Source organism: Methyloversatilis sp. MC4-4 (genome assembly GCF_049843555.1).
GTDB lineage: Bacteria > Pseudomonadota > Gammaproteobacteria > Burkholderiales > Rhodocyclaceae > Methyloversatilis > Methyloversatilis discipulorum_B.
In genome coordinates, this window is sequence record NZ_JBBHZK010000003.1 from 1 (window position 1) to 18,707 (window position 18,707).

18 protein-coding genes and 1 tRNA gene are annotated in these 18,707 nt (G+C 65.9%); 8 read left to right on the top strand and 11 right to left on the bottom strand.

From position 1 onward, the window contains the following. Positions 1–105 precede the first annotated feature (105 nt). Positions 106–182 (bottom strand) — tRNA-Met (locus WDZ97_RS13105). Positions 183–354: 172 nt separating this feature from the next. Between WDZ97_RS13105 and WDZ97_RS13110 the strand changes: the two genes are divergently transcribed. The 3 genes from WDZ97_RS13110 to WDZ97_RS13120 all read left to right on the top strand — a co-directional run bounded on the left by WDZ97_RS13110 (position 355) and on the right by WDZ97_RS13120 (position 4,446). Beyond that, positions 355–1,314 carry a sensor histidine kinase gene (locus tag WDZ97_RS13110; protein ID WP_425763021.1) on the top strand — a complete coding sequence of 320 codons (960 nt, stop codon included), beginning with the start codon at positions 355–357 and terminating at the stop codon, positions 1,312–1,314. Next, positions 1,311–1,985: a response regulator transcription factor gene (locus WDZ97_RS13115; RefSeq protein ID WP_304005670.1), complete on the top strand. Its 675-nt coding sequence runs from the start codon at positions 1,311–1,313 to the stop codon at positions 1,983–1,985. Before WDZ97_RS13110 ends, WDZ97_RS13115 begins: the two co-directional genes overlap by 4 nt. Positions 1,986–2,193: 208 nt before the next feature. Further along, a complete protein-coding gene (locus WDZ97_RS13120; RefSeq protein ID WP_425763022.1) occupies positions 2,194–4,446 on the top strand; it encodes a TonB-dependent receptor in 2,253 nt (750 codons plus the stop codon). 107 nt (positions 4,447–4,553) lie between these two features. Here the strand turns inward: WDZ97_RS13120 and WDZ97_RS13125 are convergent, their stop codons facing one another. The 10 genes from WDZ97_RS13125 to WDZ97_RS13170 all read right to left on the bottom strand — a co-directional run bounded on the left by WDZ97_RS13125 (position 4,554) and on the right by WDZ97_RS13170 (position 14,044). Beyond that, positions 4,554–4,868: a hypothetical protein gene (locus tag WDZ97_RS13125; RefSeq protein ID WP_029143812.1), complete on the bottom strand. Its 315-nt coding sequence runs from the start codon at positions 4,866–4,868 to the stop codon at positions 4,554–4,556. 14 nt (positions 4,869–4,882) lie between these two features. Then, positions 4,883–5,908, bottom strand: a complete 1,026-nt coding sequence (locus WDZ97_RS13130) for a formate dehydrogenase subunit gamma (RefSeq protein WP_304005667.1) — start codon at positions 5,906–5,908, stop codon at positions 4,883–4,885. 22 nt (positions 5,909–5,930) lie between these two features. Further along, a complete protein-coding gene (locus WDZ97_RS13135) occupies positions 5,931–6,155 on the bottom strand; it encodes a hypothetical protein (RefSeq protein ID WP_425763023.1) in 225 nt (74 codons plus the stop codon). Next, positions 6,152–6,769, bottom strand: coding sequence for a formate dehydrogenase FDH3 subunit beta (gene fdh3B, locus WDZ97_RS13140; RefSeq protein WP_020165590.1), 618 nt, complete (start codon positions 6,767–6,769; stop codon positions 6,152–6,154). The genes WDZ97_RS13135 and fdh3B overlap by 4 nt, the downstream gene beginning before the upstream one ends. A 77-nt stretch (positions 6,770–6,846) precedes the next feature. Next, positions 6,847–9,753: a formate dehydrogenase subunit alpha gene (locus WDZ97_RS13145; protein WP_425763024.1), complete on the bottom strand. Its 2,907-nt coding sequence runs from the start codon at positions 9,751–9,753 to the stop codon at positions 6,847–6,849. A gap of 17 nt (positions 9,754–9,770) precedes the next feature. Beyond that, entirely contained in the window at positions 9,771–9,971 is a 201-nt protein-coding gene (locus tag WDZ97_RS13150) for a hypothetical protein (protein WP_020165592.1), read from the bottom strand. A 63-nt stretch (positions 9,972–10,034) separates the two neighbouring features. Further along, complete coding sequence (locus WDZ97_RS13155; protein WP_425763025.1) at positions 10,035–10,691, bottom strand: TorD/DmsD family molecular chaperone; 657 nt, start codon at positions 10,689–10,691, stop codon at positions 10,035–10,037. Continuing rightward, the gene (locus WDZ97_RS13160) at positions 10,688–12,793 is read right to left on the bottom strand and encodes a 4Fe-4S binding protein (protein WP_425763026.1); all 2,106 of its coding nucleotides are present in this window, start codon (positions 12,791–12,793) and stop codon (positions 10,688–10,690) included. Before WDZ97_RS13160 ends, WDZ97_RS13155 begins: the two co-directional genes overlap by 4 nt. Before the next feature lie 65 nt (positions 12,794–12,858). Further along, the gene (locus WDZ97_RS13165) at positions 12,859–13,521 is read right to left on the bottom strand and encodes a DUF3306 domain-containing protein (RefSeq protein WP_425763027.1); all 663 of its coding nucleotides are present in this window, start codon (positions 13,519–13,521) and stop codon (positions 12,859–12,861) included. Beyond that, positions 13,460–14,044 carry a DUF3305 domain-containing protein gene (locus tag WDZ97_RS13170; RefSeq protein WP_425763028.1) on the bottom strand — a complete coding sequence of 195 codons (585 nt, stop codon included), beginning with the start codon at positions 14,042–14,044 and terminating at the stop codon, positions 13,460–13,462. Before WDZ97_RS13170 ends, WDZ97_RS13165 begins: the two co-directional genes overlap by 62 nt. 12 nt (positions 14,045–14,056) lie before the next feature. Between WDZ97_RS13170 and moaA the strand changes: the two genes are divergently transcribed. From moaA to WDZ97_RS13195, 5 genes are read left to right on the top strand one after another with little or no spacing between them, the layout of a single operon-like run. Continuing rightward, positions 14,057–15,145 (top strand): GTP 3',8-cyclase MoaA, encoded by a 1,089-nt coding sequence (gene moaA / locus WDZ97_RS13175; RefSeq protein WP_425763029.1) that lies wholly within the window; start codon positions 14,057–14,059, stop codon positions 15,143–15,145. Between the two features lies 1 nt (position 15,146). Beyond that, on the top strand, positions 15,147–15,965 hold the full coding sequence (locus WDZ97_RS13180; RefSeq protein ID WP_425763030.1) for a formate dehydrogenase accessory sulfurtransferase FdhD: 819 nt from the start codon (positions 15,147–15,149) through the stop codon (positions 15,963–15,965). Next, complete coding sequence (mobA, locus tag WDZ97_RS13185) at positions 15,962–16,555, top strand: molybdenum cofactor guanylyltransferase MobA (protein ID WP_425763031.1); 594 nt, start codon at positions 15,962–15,964, stop codon at positions 16,553–16,555. The genes WDZ97_RS13180 and mobA overlap by 4 nt, the downstream gene beginning before the upstream one ends. Next, positions 16,552–17,787: a gephyrin-like molybdotransferase Glp gene (gene glp, locus WDZ97_RS13190; protein ID WP_425763032.1), complete on the top strand. Its 1,236-nt coding sequence runs from the start codon at positions 16,552–16,554 to the stop codon at positions 17,785–17,787. The genes mobA and glp overlap by 4 nt, the downstream gene beginning before the upstream one ends. 2 nt (positions 17,788–17,789) lie before the next feature. Beyond that, positions 17,790–18,701, top strand: a complete 912-nt coding sequence (locus WDZ97_RS13195; protein WP_425763033.1) for a substrate-binding domain-containing protein — start codon at positions 17,790–17,792, stop codon at positions 18,699–18,701. Positions 18,702–18,707 lie beyond the last annotated feature (6 nt).

Genomic DNA, 18,707 nt, shown 5'->3' on the forward strand with positions numbered 1-18,707 from the left:
TTGTTGCTGCTTTTGCTGCAGCACAGAAGTGAAACTATAGCACGTTTTCAGATCTGCGCAAACATTTTTGAATCTTTTTTCTCGCTCACCGCCATGTTGAATCGGTGGTTGCGGGGACAGGATTTGAACCTGTGACCTTCGGGTTATGAGCCCGACGAGCTGCCAGACTGCTCCACCCCGCGTTCGAGAGAAAAAGATTATGAAGGTTTTCCAACGACAGGTCAACACTCGTTGGGACTTTCTTTGCAGCGCGGTTACCGCGGCTGAAATCTCGTGACGTCAGCGTGTGGCAGCATCGGATACTCGAACAAGCAGTGAAGGCTGGGTTGGCGATACATGCATATATATAAGGCAGTGCACAAGGGCATCAAGTCATCGGCACGCCGACGGCGACTTGAAGGCGCACTGATAGCTACGGCAGCGCTGCTCACCTTCCTGGTGAGTTCTCGCACAGAGCTCTATGAAAGACTCCATGCTGAGCTCACTCGTTACGAGGGCTTCCAGGCGGACGAACTTGTGTTCGTGCTGCTCAGCGTGCTGGCGGGACTGGCCGTTTTCTCCTTCCTTCGCTGGCGGGAGGCTCGCAGCGAACTCATGTCGCGCGTGGCGGCCGAGCACGCACTGCAGCGGCTTGCCGCACGGAACAGAGAACTGGCGCAGACATTGATCGGCCTGCAGGAAGCCGAGCGCCGGCGTATTGCGCACGAACTTCATGATCACTTCGGGCAGAGCTGCAACGCAATCAGGATCGATGCGGTATTCCTGCGTACGACACTTCCGGGTGCATCGTCGGAACAGGCGGCGGCAGCGCGCATCGCAGAGACCGCGGACGAGTTGTACCAGACCGTCCGCGGACTTCTTTATGAACTGCGCCCGGCGGCGCTCGACAGTCTTGGCTTGGTAGGTGCCCTGCAATCACTATGCGAGTCGTGGGAGGAACGCTCCGAAGTAAGCTGCGCGCTTCTTCCGTCCGGCGAACTGGGCGCACTCGGTGAGCAGATCAGTATCGCGCTGTATCGCATCGTGCAGGAATCGCTGTCGAACGTCATGAAGCACGCCCACGCCGGTCACGTTCGAATCATGCTGCACGGCCAGCCGGAATCAGGTCGGATCGATCTGACCATCGAAGACGACGGCATCGGTCACGACGTTGCACGCGTTCGTGCGGGACTGGGCTGGCTCGGCATGAAGGAGCGGGCCTCGATGTTGGGCGGCAGCCTTTCGATCGGGCAAAGCCGTCTGGGGGGCGTGCTCGTCACGTGCTCGATTCCATGTCGACCGCCGGTTGAACAAGTTAAGGAGGACACTCAATGATCGACGTGCTGCTGGTAGACGATCATCCGATCGTGCGCTCGGGTTACGCAAGGCTGCTGGAAGCGGGCGGAGACATCCGCGTGGCTGCCGAAGCGCCGGACGCCGAGGCGGGCTATACCGCTTACGTGCAATGCACGCCGAAGGTTACGGTGACCGATCTCTCGCTTCCCGGATCGAGCGGCATAGAGCTGATACGGCGCATTCGTGCTCGGGATACGAGCGCGCGCGTACTGGTGTTCAGCGTCCATGACGAGGCGGTAGTGGTTGATAAGGCCATCCAGAGCGGCGCCTGCGGATTCATCAGCAAGCGCAGTGCCCCCGAGGTGTTGCTGGAGGCGGTCCGAGCGGTCGCGAGGGGTGAGCGCTACTTCAGTGAGGACGTACGACGGGTTGTCGAACACCGCTCGCCCGACGCCGAGCGCGAGGTCATCAACGCGCTTTCGGCACGCGAGTTCGAGGTCTTCCGCCTGCTCGCACGCGGCATGTCGCCGGCAGAATGTGCGCAGATGCTGAACCTGAGCCAGAAGACAGTCGCAAACTATCAGGCGCTCATCAAGGAAAAGCTGAACGTCAACACGTCGGCTGCGCTGGTGCACCTCGCGCTTCGTCTGGGCGTGGTGTCCGGCACCGGCCCGACGCAATTGCTCGGCCCGACGGACGCCAATCATTGACGCGGCAGGCGCCCGCTAAATGTGCGCCACAGACAGACAATTCGCACACTAAGCGATAAACAAGCCAGCCCGCCCACCTCGGGAGTTTTTCCCGATCCTTGCTTACAGCTCTTGGCTATCTTCCGATCGGACCCTGCCTGTAGGGTCGTTTCAGTGACGCACTTCAAAGAACGAGTGCGCACTCCCCAGAAACGAGAGGAGTAACCCCTTGAGAAAGCACACCGACGCACAACGTCTGCGTCTGACCCCGCTCGCCGCAATTATCAGCGGCGCCTGCACGATCGGCCTGCCGTTTGCCAGCCATGCGCAGACCGTGGCCCCCACGGTCGAGGTTGTTGGCACATCACCAGTGCCGGGTCTGGACCGGCCGAAGGACGAGATCCCCGCCAACGTGCAGTCGATCCGCCGTGAAGCGCTGCGCGATACAGGTTCTGGTGGTCTGCCCGAGCTGCTTGGCAGCCAGTTGCAGAGCGTCAATGTCAATGAAATCCAGGGGAATCCATATCAGGCGGATGTGAACTACCGCGGCTTCACCGCCAGTCCGCTGCTTGGCACGCCGCAAGGCCTGTCGGTCTATCAGGACGGCGTGCGCGTAAACGAGCCCTTCGGTGACGTGGTCAACTGGGACCTGATTCCGCGTAACGCGATCGCCTCGATCGACCTGATCCCGGGCTCGAATCCGCTTTTCGGCCTCAATACGCTCGGTGGCGCACTGTCGGTGCGCACCAAGGATGGTTTCAGCCACGCCGGAACCGGCGTAGAGGCCTACACCGGCAGCTTCGGCCGCAGCGCTGTGACCGCTGAACATGGCGGCAACAATGGCGAACTGGGCTGGTACTTCACTGCCACCCGTTTCAAGGAAGACGGCTGGCGCGATCTGTCGCCGTCGGACGTGAACCAGTTCTTCGGCAAGATTTCGCACCGCTCATCCAAGCACGAACTCGATCTGAACCTCACGCACGCAAACAGCGACCTGATCGGCAACGGTCTGACGCCGCTGTCCTTCTACGAGCAACGCCGGCGTTCGATCTTCACGTCGCCCGACAACACGAAGAACCGCATGACCATGTTGTCGCTGAACGGCGGCTACTGGCTGGACGACGTCCAGAAGCTGTCGGGCACCGTCTATGTGCGCAAGAACAACGTACGCACGCTCAACGGCGACGCCAACGACGAGTTCGCGGCGCCGGGCGATCCGGAAGGCGTGCTGAACCGAACCCGCACCCGCCAGACCGGCTACGGCTTCAGTGCGCAGTGGGCACAGATCCTCGAAGACCGTCAGCTGGCCGTCGGCACGACCTTCGACCACAGCCGTACGAAGTTCCAGCAGACCGAGCAGGAGGGTGACTTCCTGCCCGACCGCTCGGTCACCCCGACCGACAGCGAGGAAGATCCGGAACCGAAGCTGCGCGGCCGCAGCCGCACCTGGAGTCTGTTCGCCACCGGCACCTGGAAACCGATCGCCGACGCTACGGTGTCGCTGTCCGGCCGCTACAACCACACCAGTGTGCGCACGATGGACCAGCTCGACGCCACGTCCAGTCTCAACAGTGACTACACCTACAGCAAGATCAATCCGGCACTGGGCGCCACCTATGCGCTGACGCCGGCAGTCACGCTGTACGCCAATGCGCAGCAGGGCAACCGTGCGCCCAGTCCGATCGAGCTGGGCTGTTCCGACCCGAACGAGCCGTGCAAGCTGCCGAACGCGATGCAGGCCGACCCGCGTCTGGATCAGGTGGTCACGCGCAGCATCGAGATCGGCGCCCGTGGCGTGGTCGGACCGTTCCGCTGGAACGTCGCAGCCTTCGGCGCTGTGAACCGCGACGACATCCTGTTCGTCGCGAGCAATACGGTCGGTCAGGGCTATTTCAAGAACTTCGGGAAGACCCAGCGCAACGGTGTCGAACTCGGCCTGAGCGGCGATTACGGCAGCCTGATGTGGAACGCCGGCTACACCTGGGTCGACGCGACCTACCGTTCGAGCGAATGTATCGTGTCGCCGGAGAACTCGGCACTCGATCCGAGCTGCGGCGTCGACAACATCCGCGTGCAGTCGGGCGACCGCATTCCTGGCATCGCCGAGCATTCGTTCAAGCTGGGCCTGAACTGGCGCGCCACCGAATGGCTCACGCTCGGTTCGGATGTGATCACGCACTCGGGTGTCTATGTTCGCGGCAACGAGAACAACGAACACGACGAGAACGGCAAGACGTCAGGCTTCACCGTGGTGAATATGGTGGCCGACGCGAAGCTGGGCGGTGGCTGGTCGGTGTTCGCGCGGGTGAACAACGTGTTCGACAAGCGCTACTTCACCGCGGGTCAGATCGGCGAGAACCCCTTTGTCGGTCCGAACAACAGTTTCGACAGCAACACGGCGAACTGGGAGGATGAAACCTTTTACGCGCCGGGCGCGCCGCGCTCGGGCTGGCTGGGTGTGCGCTACCGCTTCGGCGGCTGAGTCGGACCAACCGGATCGCCGCGCCGATCCGTTTCCCTCAAAGACAAAAGGCACCTCGCGGTGCCTTTTGTCTTTGTTGCCCGTCGCGACGCGGCGTCCGGACCTCCTTACTTCGCTGCAGGCGGTGCCGCGGGCGCTGCCGCCGGCGGGTTTGCCGCCCCTGCCGGTGCCGCCGGAGCGGCCGGCGGCGCGATCGGCGTCGGCGTCACGGTGACGCCCTTCGCCTTCATCTGCTCGATGTACTTCGCCGCCACGCGATCCTGCGACGCCGCCAGCTGCTCGTTGCCTTTCTTGGTCGCTTCGTCCGCCTTCGCCTTCTTCTCCGCGGCAGCGGCCTTCTGTTCCTCGGTAAGCTCCGGCAGCTTGGCCAGCGCGCCGGTCGATAGCAAGGCGCCGAGCAGCAGCACGATCATCCTGTTCATGCGTAGTCCTCCGTTCAGACGCGGGCCGGTGCAGGCATGCCGCCTGCCGGCTTCTCCGCCGGTTGAGCCTTCTTCGCCGCGTCGTACCACAGCTCGTGGTGCTCCTTGGCCCAGGTCTCGTCGACATAGCCAGTCTTCATGCCGTCGAGCGCGCCTTCCATGCCGATGCTGCCTATATATATGTGCGCGAGCGACAGCGTCATCACGATCAGGCCACCGATCAGATGCACGATGTTCGCCGTCTGCATGATGGCGCGGCCCTGTTCGAAGTTCGGGAAGTTGAGCACCAGACCGCTGATGCCGACGGTCAACGACAGGAACACGACACCGAGCCAGAACCAGGTCTTCTCGCCGAAGTTGAAGCGGTGCGAAGGTACGTGTTCGCCGGTCAGCAGACCACCGGCCTTGCGTATCCACAGCGCGTCGATGGCCTGCCACACGTTGTCCTTCACGAACAGGACGATGAACAGCAGCACCGACAGGATGAATACCGGCCCGACGAAGTTGTGGATGTTCTTGCACACCAGAGCCACCGTCGCGAACAGCGAGTAGCCGAACACCGGCAGCAGCACGTGCTTGCCGAACAGCATCACCAGCCCGCTCACCATCAGCACGCAGAACGAGATCGCCATTGCCCAGTGCGACATCCGTTCCATCGTGTTGAAGCGCTGGATCATCCGGCCGGTCTTCGCCTCCGACAGCCGGATCGGCCCGCGCAGCTTGAAGAACACGGCCAGCAGAACCAGCATGGCGCAGAAGGCGATGCCGCCGTACAGCATCAGCGGACCGTTGCGCAGCGCACGCCAGGTCTGGCCGCCGGACTGGATCAGCACGCCGGTCTCGACGCCCTGCACCGTGGTGTAGTGCTGCTCGCCCGACCTCACCTCGCGCCACACCGGCGCGTTGTTCAGCGGCTGCGACTGCTGGCGCAACGCCTGGTCGGCCGCCGTCGCCGGCGGCGCGTCGGCGGCGAACACCGGTCCGCCCGCCAGCGCGCACAGCGTCAGCACCATCCACAGCAGGCGCTTCAGTACAGTCATGTCATGACTCATGAACGCTCTCCTAACCGTTGATGCGGCGATATTCGTTCTGGCTCTGGTTGCGCGCCTTGATGGTCGCCTCCCAGTTCCCCTTGTCGCCGGAGAAGGACTCGTTGTCCCAGGGCTTGCTGTCGGCCTTGCCCTGGTACTGGCCCTGCTTGTAGACCACCACCTGCTCCTTCTCGCCGCAGCCGGAGAGCGCGGCGGCGAATGCGAGCAGACAGACGGCTCCGCTCAGCGGCTTCATGATTTGCCTCCCGCCGCCGGGGCGGTGGCCGGTGCGTCCGGCTTGCCATAGGCGGTCGACCAGCCCCAGATGTCCGCACCCTTGCCGCGGGTGAGCACGCGCTGGCGATAGATGTCGGCCAGCACGTCGGCGTCGCCGCCGAGCAGCGCCTTGGTCGAGCACACTTCGGCGCACAGCGGCAGCTTGCCCTCGGCCAGACGGTTGCGGCCGTACTTGCGGAACTCCTCTTCCGAGTTGTTGGTTTCCGGGCCGCCGGCGCAGAAGGTGCACTTGTCCATCTTGCCGCGCAGGCCGAAGGCACCCGCCTGCGGGAACTGCGGCGCGCCGAACGGACAGGCGTAGAAGCAGTAGCCACAGCCGATGCACAGGTCCTTGTCGTGCAGCACCACGCCTTCATCGGTGCGGTAGAAGCAGTCGACCGGGCACACCGCCATGCAGGGCGCATCGGAACAGTGCATGCACGCGACCGACATCGAGCGCTCGCCCGGGACGCCATCGTTGATGGTCACGACGCGCCGGCGGTTCACGCCCCAGGGCACCTCGTGTTCGTTCTTGCATGCGGTGACGCAGCCGTTGCACTCGATGCAGCGCTCGGCGTCACAGATGAATTTCATTCTTGCCATGGTGTCCTCCGTTCTCCGGGGCGACGCGCGGCTGACGCGCCGCCCCGTGTTGTTTCATCGCGCCCGCGTCAGGCCTTCATGATCTGGCAGACCGTGGTCTTGGTTTCCTGCATCATGGTCACCGAGTCGTAGCCGTAGGTCGTGGCGGTGTTGACCGCCTCGCCACGCACGACCGGTGCTGCCCCTTCCGGGTAGCTGTCGATCAGGTCCTTACCCATCCAGTGGCCTGCGAAGTGAAAGGGCAGGAACACCGTGTCCGGCCCGACCCGCTCGGTCACCATCGCCTGCACCTTGATCTGCGCGCCGCTGGGCGACTTCACCCACACCATGTCCTTGTCGCGGATGCCGCGGTCGTTGGCCGCCCGCGGGTTGATCTCGACGAACATGTTCTGCTGCAGCTCGGCCAGCCAGGGGTTGGAGCGCGTCTCGTCGCCACCGCCCTCGTACTCGACCAGACGGCCCGAAGTCATGATGAGCGGGTAGTCCTTGCCGACATTGGCGAACTGGTCCTGCACGCTCTTGTACAGCGTGGGCAGGCGCCAGAAGGCCTTCTTGTCCTCGTGCGTCGGGTACTTGGCGACCAGATCGGCACGCGGCGAGAAGAGGGGTTCGCGATGCACCGGCACCGGGTCCGGGAAGTTCCACACCACCGCGCGCGCCTTGGCGTTGCCGAATGGGTGGCAGCCGTGGTTCTTCATCGCGACGCGGATGATGCCGCCCGACGGGTCGGTCTTCCAGTTCTTGCCCTCGGCCTTCTTCTTCTCGTCCTCGGTCAGCTCTTCCCACCAGCCCAGCTTCTTCAGCAGCACGTGGTCGAACTCGGGGTAGCCGAACTGCAGGTCGGCACCCTTCGAAGCGGAGCCGTCGGCCGCCAGCAGGCTGGTGCCGTCCTTCTCGACGCCAAAGTTGGCGCGGAAGTTGCCGCCCCCGTCCATCACGTGCTTGGAGGTGTCGTACAGATTGGGCGAGCCCGGGTGCTTCATCTCCGGCGTGCCGTAGCACGGCCAGGGCAGGCCGAAATACTCGCCGTCGAGCACGTAGCCGGTTTCCTTGTCGATGCCGCCCTTGGCCTTCAGCGTCTTCGGATCGAACACCTGCATGTTGCGCATGTGGATCTTCAGGCGCTCCGGCGACTGACCGGTGTAGCCGATGGTCCAGGTGCCGCGGTTGATCTCGCGCAGGATGTCTTCGACGCTGGGCTCGTTGTTGGTCACCTTCACGTTCTTCGTGAACTGCTCGGCGAAGCCGAACTTCTGCGCGAACAGATACATGATGGTGTGGTCGGGCTTCGATTCCCACAGCGGCTCGATCACCTTCTCGCGCCACTGGATCGAGCGGTTCGACGCGGTGCAGGAGCCCTCGCACTCGAACTGCGTCGCGGCCGGCAGCAGGTAAACGCCGTCCTTGCGGGCGCTGGCCGCCATCGCCGCGGTGGCCGACGGGTAGGGGTCGATCACCACCAGGGTGTCGAGCGCCTTCATCGCCTCCAGCATGTCCTTGCCGCGCGTCTGCGAGTTCGGCGCGTGGCCCCAGAACACGACTGCGCGCAGGTTCGGGTCCTGGTCGATCAGTTCGTTCTTCTCGGTCACGCCGTCGATCCAGCGCGATACCGTGATGCCGGACTTCTCCATCAGCGCCTGCGACGCGAAGCGGCCCTTCAGCCACTCGTAATCGACGCCCCACACATTGGCCCAGTGCTTCCACGAACCGGTCGCGATGCCGTAATAGCCGGGCAGCGAATCCGGGTTCGGGCCGACGTCGGTCGCGCCCTGCACGTTGTCGTGGCCACGGAAGATGTTGGTGCCGCCGCCCGCCACACCGACGTTGCCGAGCGCGAGCTGCAGATTGCACATCATGCGCACGATGGCGTTGCCGGTCGTGTGCTGGGTCTGGCCCATGCACCACACCACGGTGGACGGCTTGTTCTTGGCCATCGTTTCGGCGATCAGCTTCACCTGATCATCCGGCACGCCGCTGACTTCCTCCACCTTGTCGGCGGTCCACTTCATCGCCTCGTCGCGGATCTTGTCCATGCCGAACACGCGATCCTCGATGTACTGCTTGTCCTCCCAGCCGTTCTCGAAGATGTGGCGCAGCACGCCGTACAGGATGGCGATGTCGGAGCCGGAGCGGATGCGCACGAAGTGGTCGGCCTTGGCCGCGGTACGCGTGAAGCGCGGATCGGCGACGATGATCTTCGCGCCGTTTTCCTTCGCGTGCAGGATGTGCAGCAGCGACACCGGGTGCGCCTCGGCGGCGTTCGATCCCATGAAGAAGATCGCCTTCGAGTTCTGCATGTCGTTGTAGGAGTTGGTCATCGCACCATACCCCCACGTGTTGGCCACACCGGCCACCGTGGTCGAGTGGCAGATGCGCGCCTGGTGGTCGCAGTTGTTGGTGCCCCACATCGACACGAACTTGCGCATCATGTAGGCCTGCTCGTTGTTGTGCTTGGACGAGCCGATCCAGTACACGCTGTCCGGGCCGCTCTCCTCGCGCAGTTTCAGCAGGCGCGCCGACAGTTCGTTCAGCGCGTCGTCCCAGGACATGCGCACCCACTTGCCGTCGACCAGCTTCATCGGATAGCGCAGCCGGTGCTCACCGTGGCCGTGCTCGCGGATCGACGCGCCCTTGGCACAGTGCGCGCCCATATTGATCGGGCTGTCGAACACCGGCTCCTGGCCGACCCAGACGCCGTTGACGACTTCGGCGTCGATGGCACAGCCGACCGAACAGTGGGTACAGATCGTGCGCTTCACTTCCACCTTGCCGCCGGCCGCCGACGGGTTGGCGGCCTGCGCGCGCTCGACCATCGAGAAGGGCAGTGCCGATGCGAAGGCGCCTGCACCTGCGGTCATGCCGGAACGTTTGAGGAAGGTGCGGCGGTCCATCGTGCGCGGCGAAGCCGCCGACGCCGGGCGCGCCAGACGCGATTGCGCGCGCGCGCCACCAGCCGATTTGCGGGTCAATGTCATGTTGGCTCTCCTCGGGATCAGACGCGGGCGGTGCGGTAGTAGGCCGCGATGTGCTCGGTCATGCGGTATCCGCTCCTGTCGGTCTGCGCGGTCGTGGCGGTCGCGCCGGCATCGCTGCCGGTCGACCGCACGGCCACCACGGCCGCCGCGGCGCTCACGCCGCCGACGCCCGCGGTCAGCAGGAACTGACGACGTTTCAGGTTGGCTTTTTCGGTCATTGCTCTGTCCTCCTCGTGATGACTGCCCGGTTCAGGGTGTTGGCTCTTCAGTTGTAGGTCACTTCATGGATCTATGGTCAGCGCCGCCGCCTCGACGTCGAGAAAGCTGCGCGCGTACTGCGAAACACGGCGGTAGAAATTGGCGCCCGCCGCGGCATCGAGCGCGTCGCACAGCGCGCCGTACCAGGGCTGGATATGGGTGGCAAAGAAGCGGTCCTGCGCCTGTGCGCGCTCGGCGGCGCTGCGCGTGGTGTCGGTCAGCAGCAGACGCATCACGTCGCATACTGCGGCGATGTGGTCCTCGGGCAGCGACTCGCCCTGCGTGCGCGCCAGGCCCAGCGCCGCCAGGTCGTCGCGCAGCTTCACCAGCGGCTTCTCGTTGACGAAGCCGGCCAGGTAGAAGGAGCCGAAAACGACGATTTCCGGTCGGCCGACGCCGCCGAACAGCGCGTCGAACTCATCCTGCGCAGCGGCCGGGTCCATCGCTGCCGACGCCGCACACAGCCCATTCCAAGCCTGCGCCATCAGCACCGCCTCGGCCGACGGCGCGTCATCGTCGATCTGCCAGTCGCCGGAGGCGGCCAGCATGCCGAGCAGAGAGGCATCGGGTGCGGCATGCAGCAGCCGCGACAGCAGTGCGTAGTGATTGGCGCGAGCCGTGTCCTCGTCGCTGACCGGGTCGCGCACGAAAGCGAGTGTTTGCGGAGTGGGTGCGTTCATGTGTCGAACACCGTGGTTTCGCCCCCCTTCGCCTTCATCATGTCGATGACGCGACAGTCGGCACACATCTGCAGCCGGCGCAGTGCATCGCCGCTGGCGAACATCGAATGCGCGGACAGCCTGCCGGTCATCGCATCGATCATCTGCTTCGTGCCGAAGGGCGTACCGCAGCTGATGCAGTGGAAAGGTTCGGTTTCGTTCAGCACGCGTTCGCGCCGCACGGCGTCGCCGATCAGCAGGCGCGGTTCGAGCGACAGCGCGTTCTCTGGACAGGTGTTCACGCACAGGCCGCACTGCACGCAGTTACGTTCTAGGAAACGCAACGCCGGCCGCTCGCCGCCGTCCATCAAGGCCGAGGCCGGACAGGCGCCGACGCAGCTCATGCACAAGGTACAGGCGGCCTTGTCGATAGTGACCGCGCCGAAGGGCGCACCGGCCGGCAGCGCGATGGCCTCGACCTTCTGCGCCGCGTGGCGGGCCAAGTGATCGATGCAGAACTCGAGCGCGCCGCGCTTCTCGACCGGCAGCGCGAAGCTGGCCGGCGGACAGGACTGCGCCGGCGCGACGGCGGCGTCGAGTGCGCTGATCAGCGTAGCGGCGTCGTCCCCCACCACCGCGGCCAGCGCCGACGCCGGATGGCCGAGTGCGGAAAGAATCGTACGGCCGAGCGCGATCTGCCCGGCGGTCGCTTCGCGGTAGGCGTCGGGCTGATCGTCGTGAGACAGAATGACGCATTGTGCGGCGCCGTAGCACAGCGTCGCGAGCATCAGTTCCAGCCCGACCGACGCGACGTCATGCACGGCCACCGGCAGCAGGTCAGCGGGCAGCCCGCGACGGCGGCCGGCCAGCGCCAGCACCTCCTCACCCTGCGTCTCGGTGTGGAAGACGACGCGCGGTGCGCGGCCGCCAGCGGCGCGCCAGGCCTGCAGTGCCGTCTTGATGCGCACCGCAACATCGGACGCCGATGGGTAGGCGTAGCGCATGGCGCCGGTGGGACAAACTGTCGCACAGGCGCCGCAACCCATGCACAGGTGCGGCTCGACGAACACGCCGTCGCCGTCGGCGCGGATGGCCGAGGTCGAACAGACGTCGATGCAGCGATTGCAGCCCTGCTTGCTGTTGCGGCTGTGCGCGCAGATCGAGGCCTTGTAGTTGAAGAACTTCGGCTTTTCGAATTCACCCACCATGCCGGCGAGCTTCTGCAGCGCCAGGGACTGTTCGAGCGGATCGCGGCCGGGCGAGGCATAGCCCTGAGGCGGATGCGGAATGCGGATCAGCGCTGGCTCCGACAGGTCGAGCACCAGGTCGTAGCGCTCACTGCGCGGGCTGCCCACGGCCGCGAAATCGATGGCGCCGATGTCGGCACAGGCGTTGACGCAGGCGCGATGGCCGGTACAGCGGGCGGCATCGACCTGATAGTCGAAGCCGATGGCGCCCTCCGGACAGGCATCGATGCAGGCATTGCAGCGCACACAGGCGTCGAGGTCGATCGCGTTGGCACGCGCCCAGCTCACGTCGAATGCGCCGAGCCAGCCGCTCACCGTCACGTCGCGGCCGGTCATGACCGGCCAGTCGCGGCGCACCGGCAGTTCGCTGCCGTCGCGGCCGGTGATCAGCACGCTGACCGCGATGCTGTCGCCGTACCGACGCTGTGCTTCCTGTGCCCAGCCGAGCGCAGCACCGGCCGGGCCGATGATCAGCAGCTGTCCGGAAGACGCGTAGTTGACGGCAGGCACCGGCGCCGGTTCGGCCATGCGGGCCATCGCAAGTTGTGCGGCAACTGACGGCGTGGCGTCGCTGCCGCGCGGGCTGCGTCCGCCGATGTCGCGCAGATTGATGAAGGTGAGACCGGATGCGGCGCCCGCCTCGTCGGCGACCTCGCGCAGCAAGGCGGCTTCCTGCGTACAGCCGACGATGGCGTCGGCCGCGCCGCCCAGTGCGGCGGAAAACGCGGCGGCGTCGCGGCCGCACAGCTGTGTCGCGGCGTGCAGTACCGGCAGATCGGCGGCGTCCAGCGCCAGCGCGTCACCCAGTCTTCTAATGTCGATCTCCACCGTGCCATTGCAGCTGCACAGCTGGATCGCCTTGTGGGCGTTGTTCATGTAGTCAGGCTCCTCCGGCAAGGCTTTTGCAGCCTTCGTGCCAGATCACCTGAGAACAAAACGGACTATTCCGACCTGGAATGACTTTCCGCGTGATCGGATGACGGCACGGGCGCCTCGATCGGCAAGCGCTCGATCTCGCTCGACGCTGTCGCGCCCCCCTCGTCTTCGTCCGCCGGACTGTCCAGCGCCGACGCTGCCGCCTCTTCCACGGAGGCGTCGGTCAGCTCCGGCACGGCGGGCGGCGCCTCGTCCGGTACCGAGGTGAGCCAGTTGTCGGGCAGCGTCGGGTTCAGCGTTTCCCTCGCGTGCGCGAGCTGCGACACCATGGACGCCGGCAGCGGCTCGTACAGGTTGAAGTCCTCGATATAGACATCCAGCCCGTCCATCGTGTTGAAGTGCGGCGTGTGGAACAGCTTCTTCAGCGCCGCGCGCTTCAGCCCCTCGTCCACCTTCTGGCCAAGGAAAGCGCGGTAGTCGGAGTCGAAGCCCAGCGATTCGAGCGGTGGCGGTTCGGCCGGCACATCGGTGTCCGGCCCCACCTGCCCCGCATCCGGCGCCTGCTGCGGCACGATGGCGGCCGGCGCCTCGACGGGCGACGGCGCCTCGGCGGCGGCCGCTTCCCGCTTCAGCCGCGACCAGCGGCCGAGGAAGCCCTTTACCGGATCATCGTTCACGCTCACCTCCATCGACGCCTGCACGCACACCGCCGTAGTGCGTATTGCCATCGCCGGTCTTCGCGAAACGCTTGGGCTTGCGCGGTTCAGGCGGCTTCTGGAAACGGCGCGCAAAGTCCTCGACCCAGTCGCGCATGTCAGCCGGCATGGTCAGACCATCGACCTTCTCGCCGGAATCCATCCAGCGCGCGGCCTCGCCGTAGCTGGCGCTGATCTGCATCGGTCGTACCGGCGGATCGGCCTCTTCGTCAGGCCGCCACATGACGAAGATGCGCGGCTCGGCAGCGGTCACGTTGAGCAGGTAGTTGTCAGCCTCGTCGGTGTAGAGCGTCAGGTCCAGCGGCGGGAACAGCCATTGGGTCGCCTCGTCGGTCTGCGCAAAAACCCTTGGCACATCAGGGCTTTCCGGGCCCTCGGGCAAAAGCGCGCGCGCTTCCCAGGCATGGTCTGTCCACTTGTTGTGCAGTACCCTGCGCTCCATAATCACGGCCAACCTGAGGGTGACGGGGCTGGTTTCCACGAAATCTTCCTCTGCCTTTCTGTCAAACGGAGCCGGAGCAAGGAAACGGCTCACGCCGCACCGCCCATGAGCGAAAAGATCATACATCTGCTGGACATCCGCACCGCCGGACGCGCGACGGCACGGGTGCCGGAGACGCCGATTCCGGCGACCGGCACGCTGCTCGACACGCGTGGCCGCGCCGTGCGCGATCTGCGCATCTCGGTCACCGACCGCTGCAATTTCCGCTGCATCTACTGCATGCCGAAAGAGGTGTTCGACAAGGACTACCCCTATCTGGCGCGCAGCGATCTGTTGAGCTTCGAGGAGATCGAGCGCATCGCACGTCTGTTTGTCGCGCACGGCGTCAACAAGTTGCGTATCACCGGCGGCGAGCCGCTGCTGCGCAAGGATGTCGAAAAGCTGATCGAGCGACTGGCGAAACTGCCGGTCGAACTGACGCTGACCACCAATGGCGCACTGCTGAAACAGAAGGCGCGAGCGCTGCGCGACGCCGGCCTGACCCGCGTCACCGTCAGCCTCGACGCGATCGACGACGCCACCTTCCGCATGATGAACGACGTCGACTTTCCGGTCGCGCGCGTGCTCGAAGGCATCGACGCCGCGCACGCCGTCGGGCTCGCGCCGGTCAAGGTGAACATGGTGGTCAAGCGCGGCACCAACGATCACGCCATCGTGCCGATGGCGCGCCACTTCAAGGGCAGCGGCCACATCGTGCGCTTCATCGAGTTCATGGACGTCGGTTCGAGCAACGGCTGGAAAATGGACGAAGTGCTGCCCAGTGCCGACGTCATCGCGCGCATCCATGCCGAAATGCCGCTGGAGCCGGTGGACCCGAACTACCCGGGCGAAGTCGCGCAGCGCTGGCGCTACGCCGACGGCAGCGGCGAAGTGGGCGTCATCTCGTCGGTGACCCAGGCCTTCTGTTCGTCCTGTACGCGCGCCCGTCTGTCGACCGAGGGCAAGATATTCACCTGTCTTTTCGCGACCGAAGGGCACGACCTGCGCGCGCTGCTGCGCGAAGGCCGCAGCGACGAAGAGATGCTGTCGGCCATCGGCGCGATCTGGCAGCAGCGCGGTGACCGCTACTCCGAAATCCGCACCGCGGAAACGGCCGCGGCAAGAAAAATCGAGATGTCCTACATCGGTGGATAGTGTGCACAGACCCGAACTGACCGACGCCGCACGACCCGCCACGATAGAAATTCCCGCCATCAACGAACGTGGCGAAACGGTACCGACGGCGATTGCCGGCGAGCACCCGCTCACCGTCTATCTCGACAAGCGCGAACTGGTGACGCTGATGACGCTGGGCGGCGCACCGGAGGCGCTGGTGATCGGCTGGCTGCGCAATCAGCGCCTGTTGCCATCCATCGACGACATCCTGTCGGTGCAGGTGGACTGGGACGTGAACGCCGCCGCCGTCACGACCCGCGCTGGCGTGACCGACCTCGACGCGCGCATGGCGACGAAAACCGTCACCACCGGCTGCGGCCAGGGTACGGTGTTCGGCGACCTGATGGACGACATCGAACGCATCCGCCTGCCGGACGATGCCCGGCTGACCGAGTCGACGCTGTACGCGATGCTCGACGTGGTGCGCAAACACGAAACCATCTACAAGCAGGCCGGCGCGGTGCATGGCTGCGCGCTGTTCCGCGGCGACGAACTGCTGTACTTCGTCGAGGACGTCGGGCGCCACAACGCGGTGGACGCCATCGCCGGCCACATGTGGCTGGATGGCGTCGAGGGCAGCGACAAGATTTTCTACACCACGGGCCGGCTCACCTCGGAAATGGTGATCAAGGCGGCGCAGATGGGCATCCCCTTCCTGGTGTCGCGCTCCGGCCTCACGCAGATGGGCTATGACATCGCGCAGCAGGTGGGCATCACGATGATCGGTCGCTCGCAGGGCAAGCATTACCTGCTGCTGACCGGCATGCAGCGCTTCGTGCGCGATGGAGACAACACGTGAGTGACGCGATCACCGGACTGGTCCTGGCCGGCGGCCTCGGCCGCCGCATGGGCGGCGTCGACAAGGGCCTGCAGGATTTCCGCGACGAGCCCATGGTGGCACACGTGATCCGCCGTCTGGCGCCACAGGTCGATGCGCTCATCATCAACGCCAACCAGAACAACGAACGCTACGCCGCGTTTGGCCATCCGGTCGTGGCAGATGCGATCGGCGGCTTCGCCGGCCCGCTGGCCGGGCTGCACGCCGGGCTGAGCGCCTGCACGACGCCGCTGCTGGTGACCAGCCCCTGCGACTCGCCCTTCCTGCCGCTCGACCTCGTCGCGCGACTGCGTGCAGCGCTGGAGCGCGACGGCGCCGACCTCGCGGTGGCCATCACCGGCGACCAGCCGCATCCGGTATTCAGCCTGGTGCGCGCGCACGTGCTGCCCGGTCTGACACAATTCCTCGAAGGTGGCGGTCGCAAGGTCGACCTCTGGTACTCGGCGCTGAAGGTGGTCGAAGTGCCCTTCGACGACAATCCGGACGCCTTCGCCAACATCAACACGCTCACCGAACTGGCCTCGCTCGAAGCGCGGCCCGATGCCTCATGACTGATCGCTTCACTCCGGTCGCGGACGCCCGCGCCCACATCCTCGCCGCCTGCTCGCAGGTCGCCGGCACCCAGCGCGTGCCGGTGCGCGACGCGCTCGGCCGCGTGCTCGCCGTCGACGTGATTTCGCCGGTCAGCGTGCCGCCGCACGACAACTCGGCGATGGATGGCTACGCCGTGCGCCACGCCGACCTGTCGGCCGACGCCGATACGCGGCTCACCGTGGTCGGCACCGCCTACGCCGGCCACGCCTGGGATGGCGAGGTCGGCCCCGGACAGGCGGTGCGCATCATGACCGGTGCCGTCATGCCGCGCGGCGCCGACACGGTCGCGATCCAGGAAACCGCGAAGGTGGACGGCGACTGCGTCATCGTCCCGCCCGGCCAGAAAGCCGGCCAGAACCGGCGCCGCGCCGGCGAGGACCTGAAGGCGGGCGAAGCCGCGCTGCGCGCCGGCCGCCTGCTGCGCCCGTCCGACATCGGCCTGGCCGCTTCGCTCGGCGTGCCCGAACTGACGGTGGTGCGCCGCGTGCGCGTCGGCGTGCTGTCGACCGGCGACGAGGTCATGTCCATCGGTGACGCGCCGCGCGAAGGCGGCATCTACGACAGCAACCGCTACACGCTGACCGCCATGCTGACGCGGCTCGGCTGCGAGGTGGTCGACCTCGGCGTCGCGCGCGATACGCGCGAGGCGCTGTCGGCGGCGCTCGAATCGGCGGTCGGCGAGGTGGACGCCATCATCACCAGCGGCGGCGTGTCGGTGGGCGAAGCGGATTTCGTCCGCGAAATCCTCGCCAGCCTGGGCGAGGTCACCTTCTGGAAGATCGCGATGAAGCCGGGCCGGCCGATGGCTTTCGGCCGGCTCACCAAGGGCGGCCGCGACACCTTGCTGTTCGGCCTGCCGGGCAATCCGGTCGCGACGATGATCACCTTCTACTTCTTCGCGCGTGAGGCACTGCTGACGCTGATGGGCGCGTCACCGGTGCCGGCACCGATCCGCTTCGACGCGATCAGCGGCAGCGCGATGAAGAAGCAGCCGGGTCGCACCGAGTACCAGCGCGGCATCCTCGAACAGCGCGACGGCCGCTGGCACGCCACGGTCACCGGCGCCCAGGGCTCGGGCATCCTGCGTTCGATGTGCGACGCCAACTGCATCATCGTGCTCGACGATGACGTCGGTAACGTCGCGGTCGGCGACATGGTGGGCGTCATCCCGTTCGAAGGCCTGATCTGAACGTGAGCGCCGACGGCGACGACACGACGCCCTCGCCCTACCTGACGGCGCGCGAAGCGGCCGCCTACCTGCACCTGAACGAGAAGACGCTGTACGCGATGATCCAGGACAGCGGCATTCCGGCCACCAAGGTGACCGGCAAGTGGCTGTTCCCGCGCAAGCTGCTCGACGACTGGCTGCTCGAATCGACGCACGGCGGCGTGCTGGCCGACCGCCTGCTGATCGCCGGCAGCGACGACCCCTGGCTGGCGCACAGCATCGCGCGGCTGGCACAGCGCGCCGACGACGGCACCCTGATCGCCTACAGCCCCTGCGGCACGCGCAAGGGTCTGGCGCTGCTCGCCCAGCGCCGCGCCAATGCCTGCCCCATCCACTGGGGCGAAGCACACCACGCGACGCGGCGGCACGCGCTGCTGCTGCGCGAATACACCGGCAGTTCGAATTGGGTCATGGTGCAGCTGGCGCTGCGCGAACAGGGCGTCATGCTGTCGCGCACGCTCCCCTCCGTCGGCGGCCTGCGCGAACTGTTCGAGCGCCGCCCGCGGCTAATTCAGCGCGGCGAAGGCGCCGGCTCTCAGCACTTCTTCGCCCAGGCCTGCAGCGCCGCCGGCCTTGCCGCACCGGAGGCGGTGCAGGTCGCCGCCACGGAACGCGAAGCCGCCTTCATGGTCGCCAGCGGTGCCGGCGACTGCGCGCCGGGCACGCGCGCCGCGGCCGGCGAATTCAACCTGCACTTCCTGCCGCTGGGCAGCGAAGCGCTCGACCTCGTGATGCCGCGCACCCTCTACTTCCGCGCCCTGCTGCAGCAACTGCTGGCCGAACTGGCCAGCGACGACAGCCGCGACCTCGCCGCCCGACTGGGCGGCTACGACCTGGCGCCGCTGGGGCGGCTGCGCGAGGCGGCGCCGCAGTAACGCGCG

Excerpts from the sequence above, each read along its gene's own strand:
- WDZ97_RS13115 (WP_304005670.1), top strand. The coding sequence starts at position 1,311 with ATGATCGACGTGCTGCTGGTAGACGATCATCCGATCGTGCGCTCGGGT.
- WDZ97_RS13125 (WP_029143812.1), bottom strand. The coding sequence starts at position 4,868 with ATGAACAGGATGATCGTGCTGCTGCTCGGCGCCTTGCTATCGACCGGC.
- WDZ97_RS13130 (WP_304005667.1), bottom strand. The coding sequence starts at position 5,908 with ATGACTGTACTGAAGCGCCTGCTGTGGATGGTGCTGACGCTGTGCGCG.
- WDZ97_RS13135 (WP_425763023.1), bottom strand. The coding sequence starts at position 6,155 with ATGAAGCCGCTGAGCGGAGCCGTCTGTCTGCTCGCATTCGCCGCCGCG.
- fdh3B (WP_020165590.1), bottom strand. The coding sequence starts at position 6,769 with ATGAAATTCATCTGTGACGCCGAGCGCTGCATCGAGTGCAACGGCTGC.
- WDZ97_RS13145 (WP_425763024.1), bottom strand. The coding sequence starts at position 9,753 with ATGACATTGACCCGCAAATCGGCTGGTGGCGCGCGCGCGCAATCGCGT.
- WDZ97_RS13150 (WP_020165592.1), bottom strand. The coding sequence starts at position 9,971 with ATGACCGAAAAAGCCAACCTGAAACGTCGTCAGTTCCTGCTGACCGCG.
- WDZ97_RS13155 (WP_425763025.1), bottom strand. The coding sequence starts at position 10,691 with ATGAACGCACCCACTCCGCAAACACTCGCTTTCGTGCGCGACCCGGTC.
- WDZ97_RS13160 (WP_425763026.1), bottom strand. The coding sequence starts at position 12,793 with ATGAACAACGCCCACAAGGCGATCCAGCTGTGCAGCTGCAATGGCACG.
- WDZ97_RS13165 (WP_425763027.1), bottom strand. The coding sequence starts at position 13,521 with ATGGCAATACGCACTACGGCGGTGTGCGTGCAGGCGTCGATGGAGGTG.
- moaA (WP_425763029.1), top strand. The coding sequence starts at position 14,057 with ATGAGCGAAAAGATCATACATCTGCTGGACATCCGCACCGCCGGACGC.
- glp (WP_425763032.1), top strand. The coding sequence starts at position 16,552 with ATGACTGATCGCTTCACTCCGGTCGCGGACGCCCGCGCCCACATCCTC.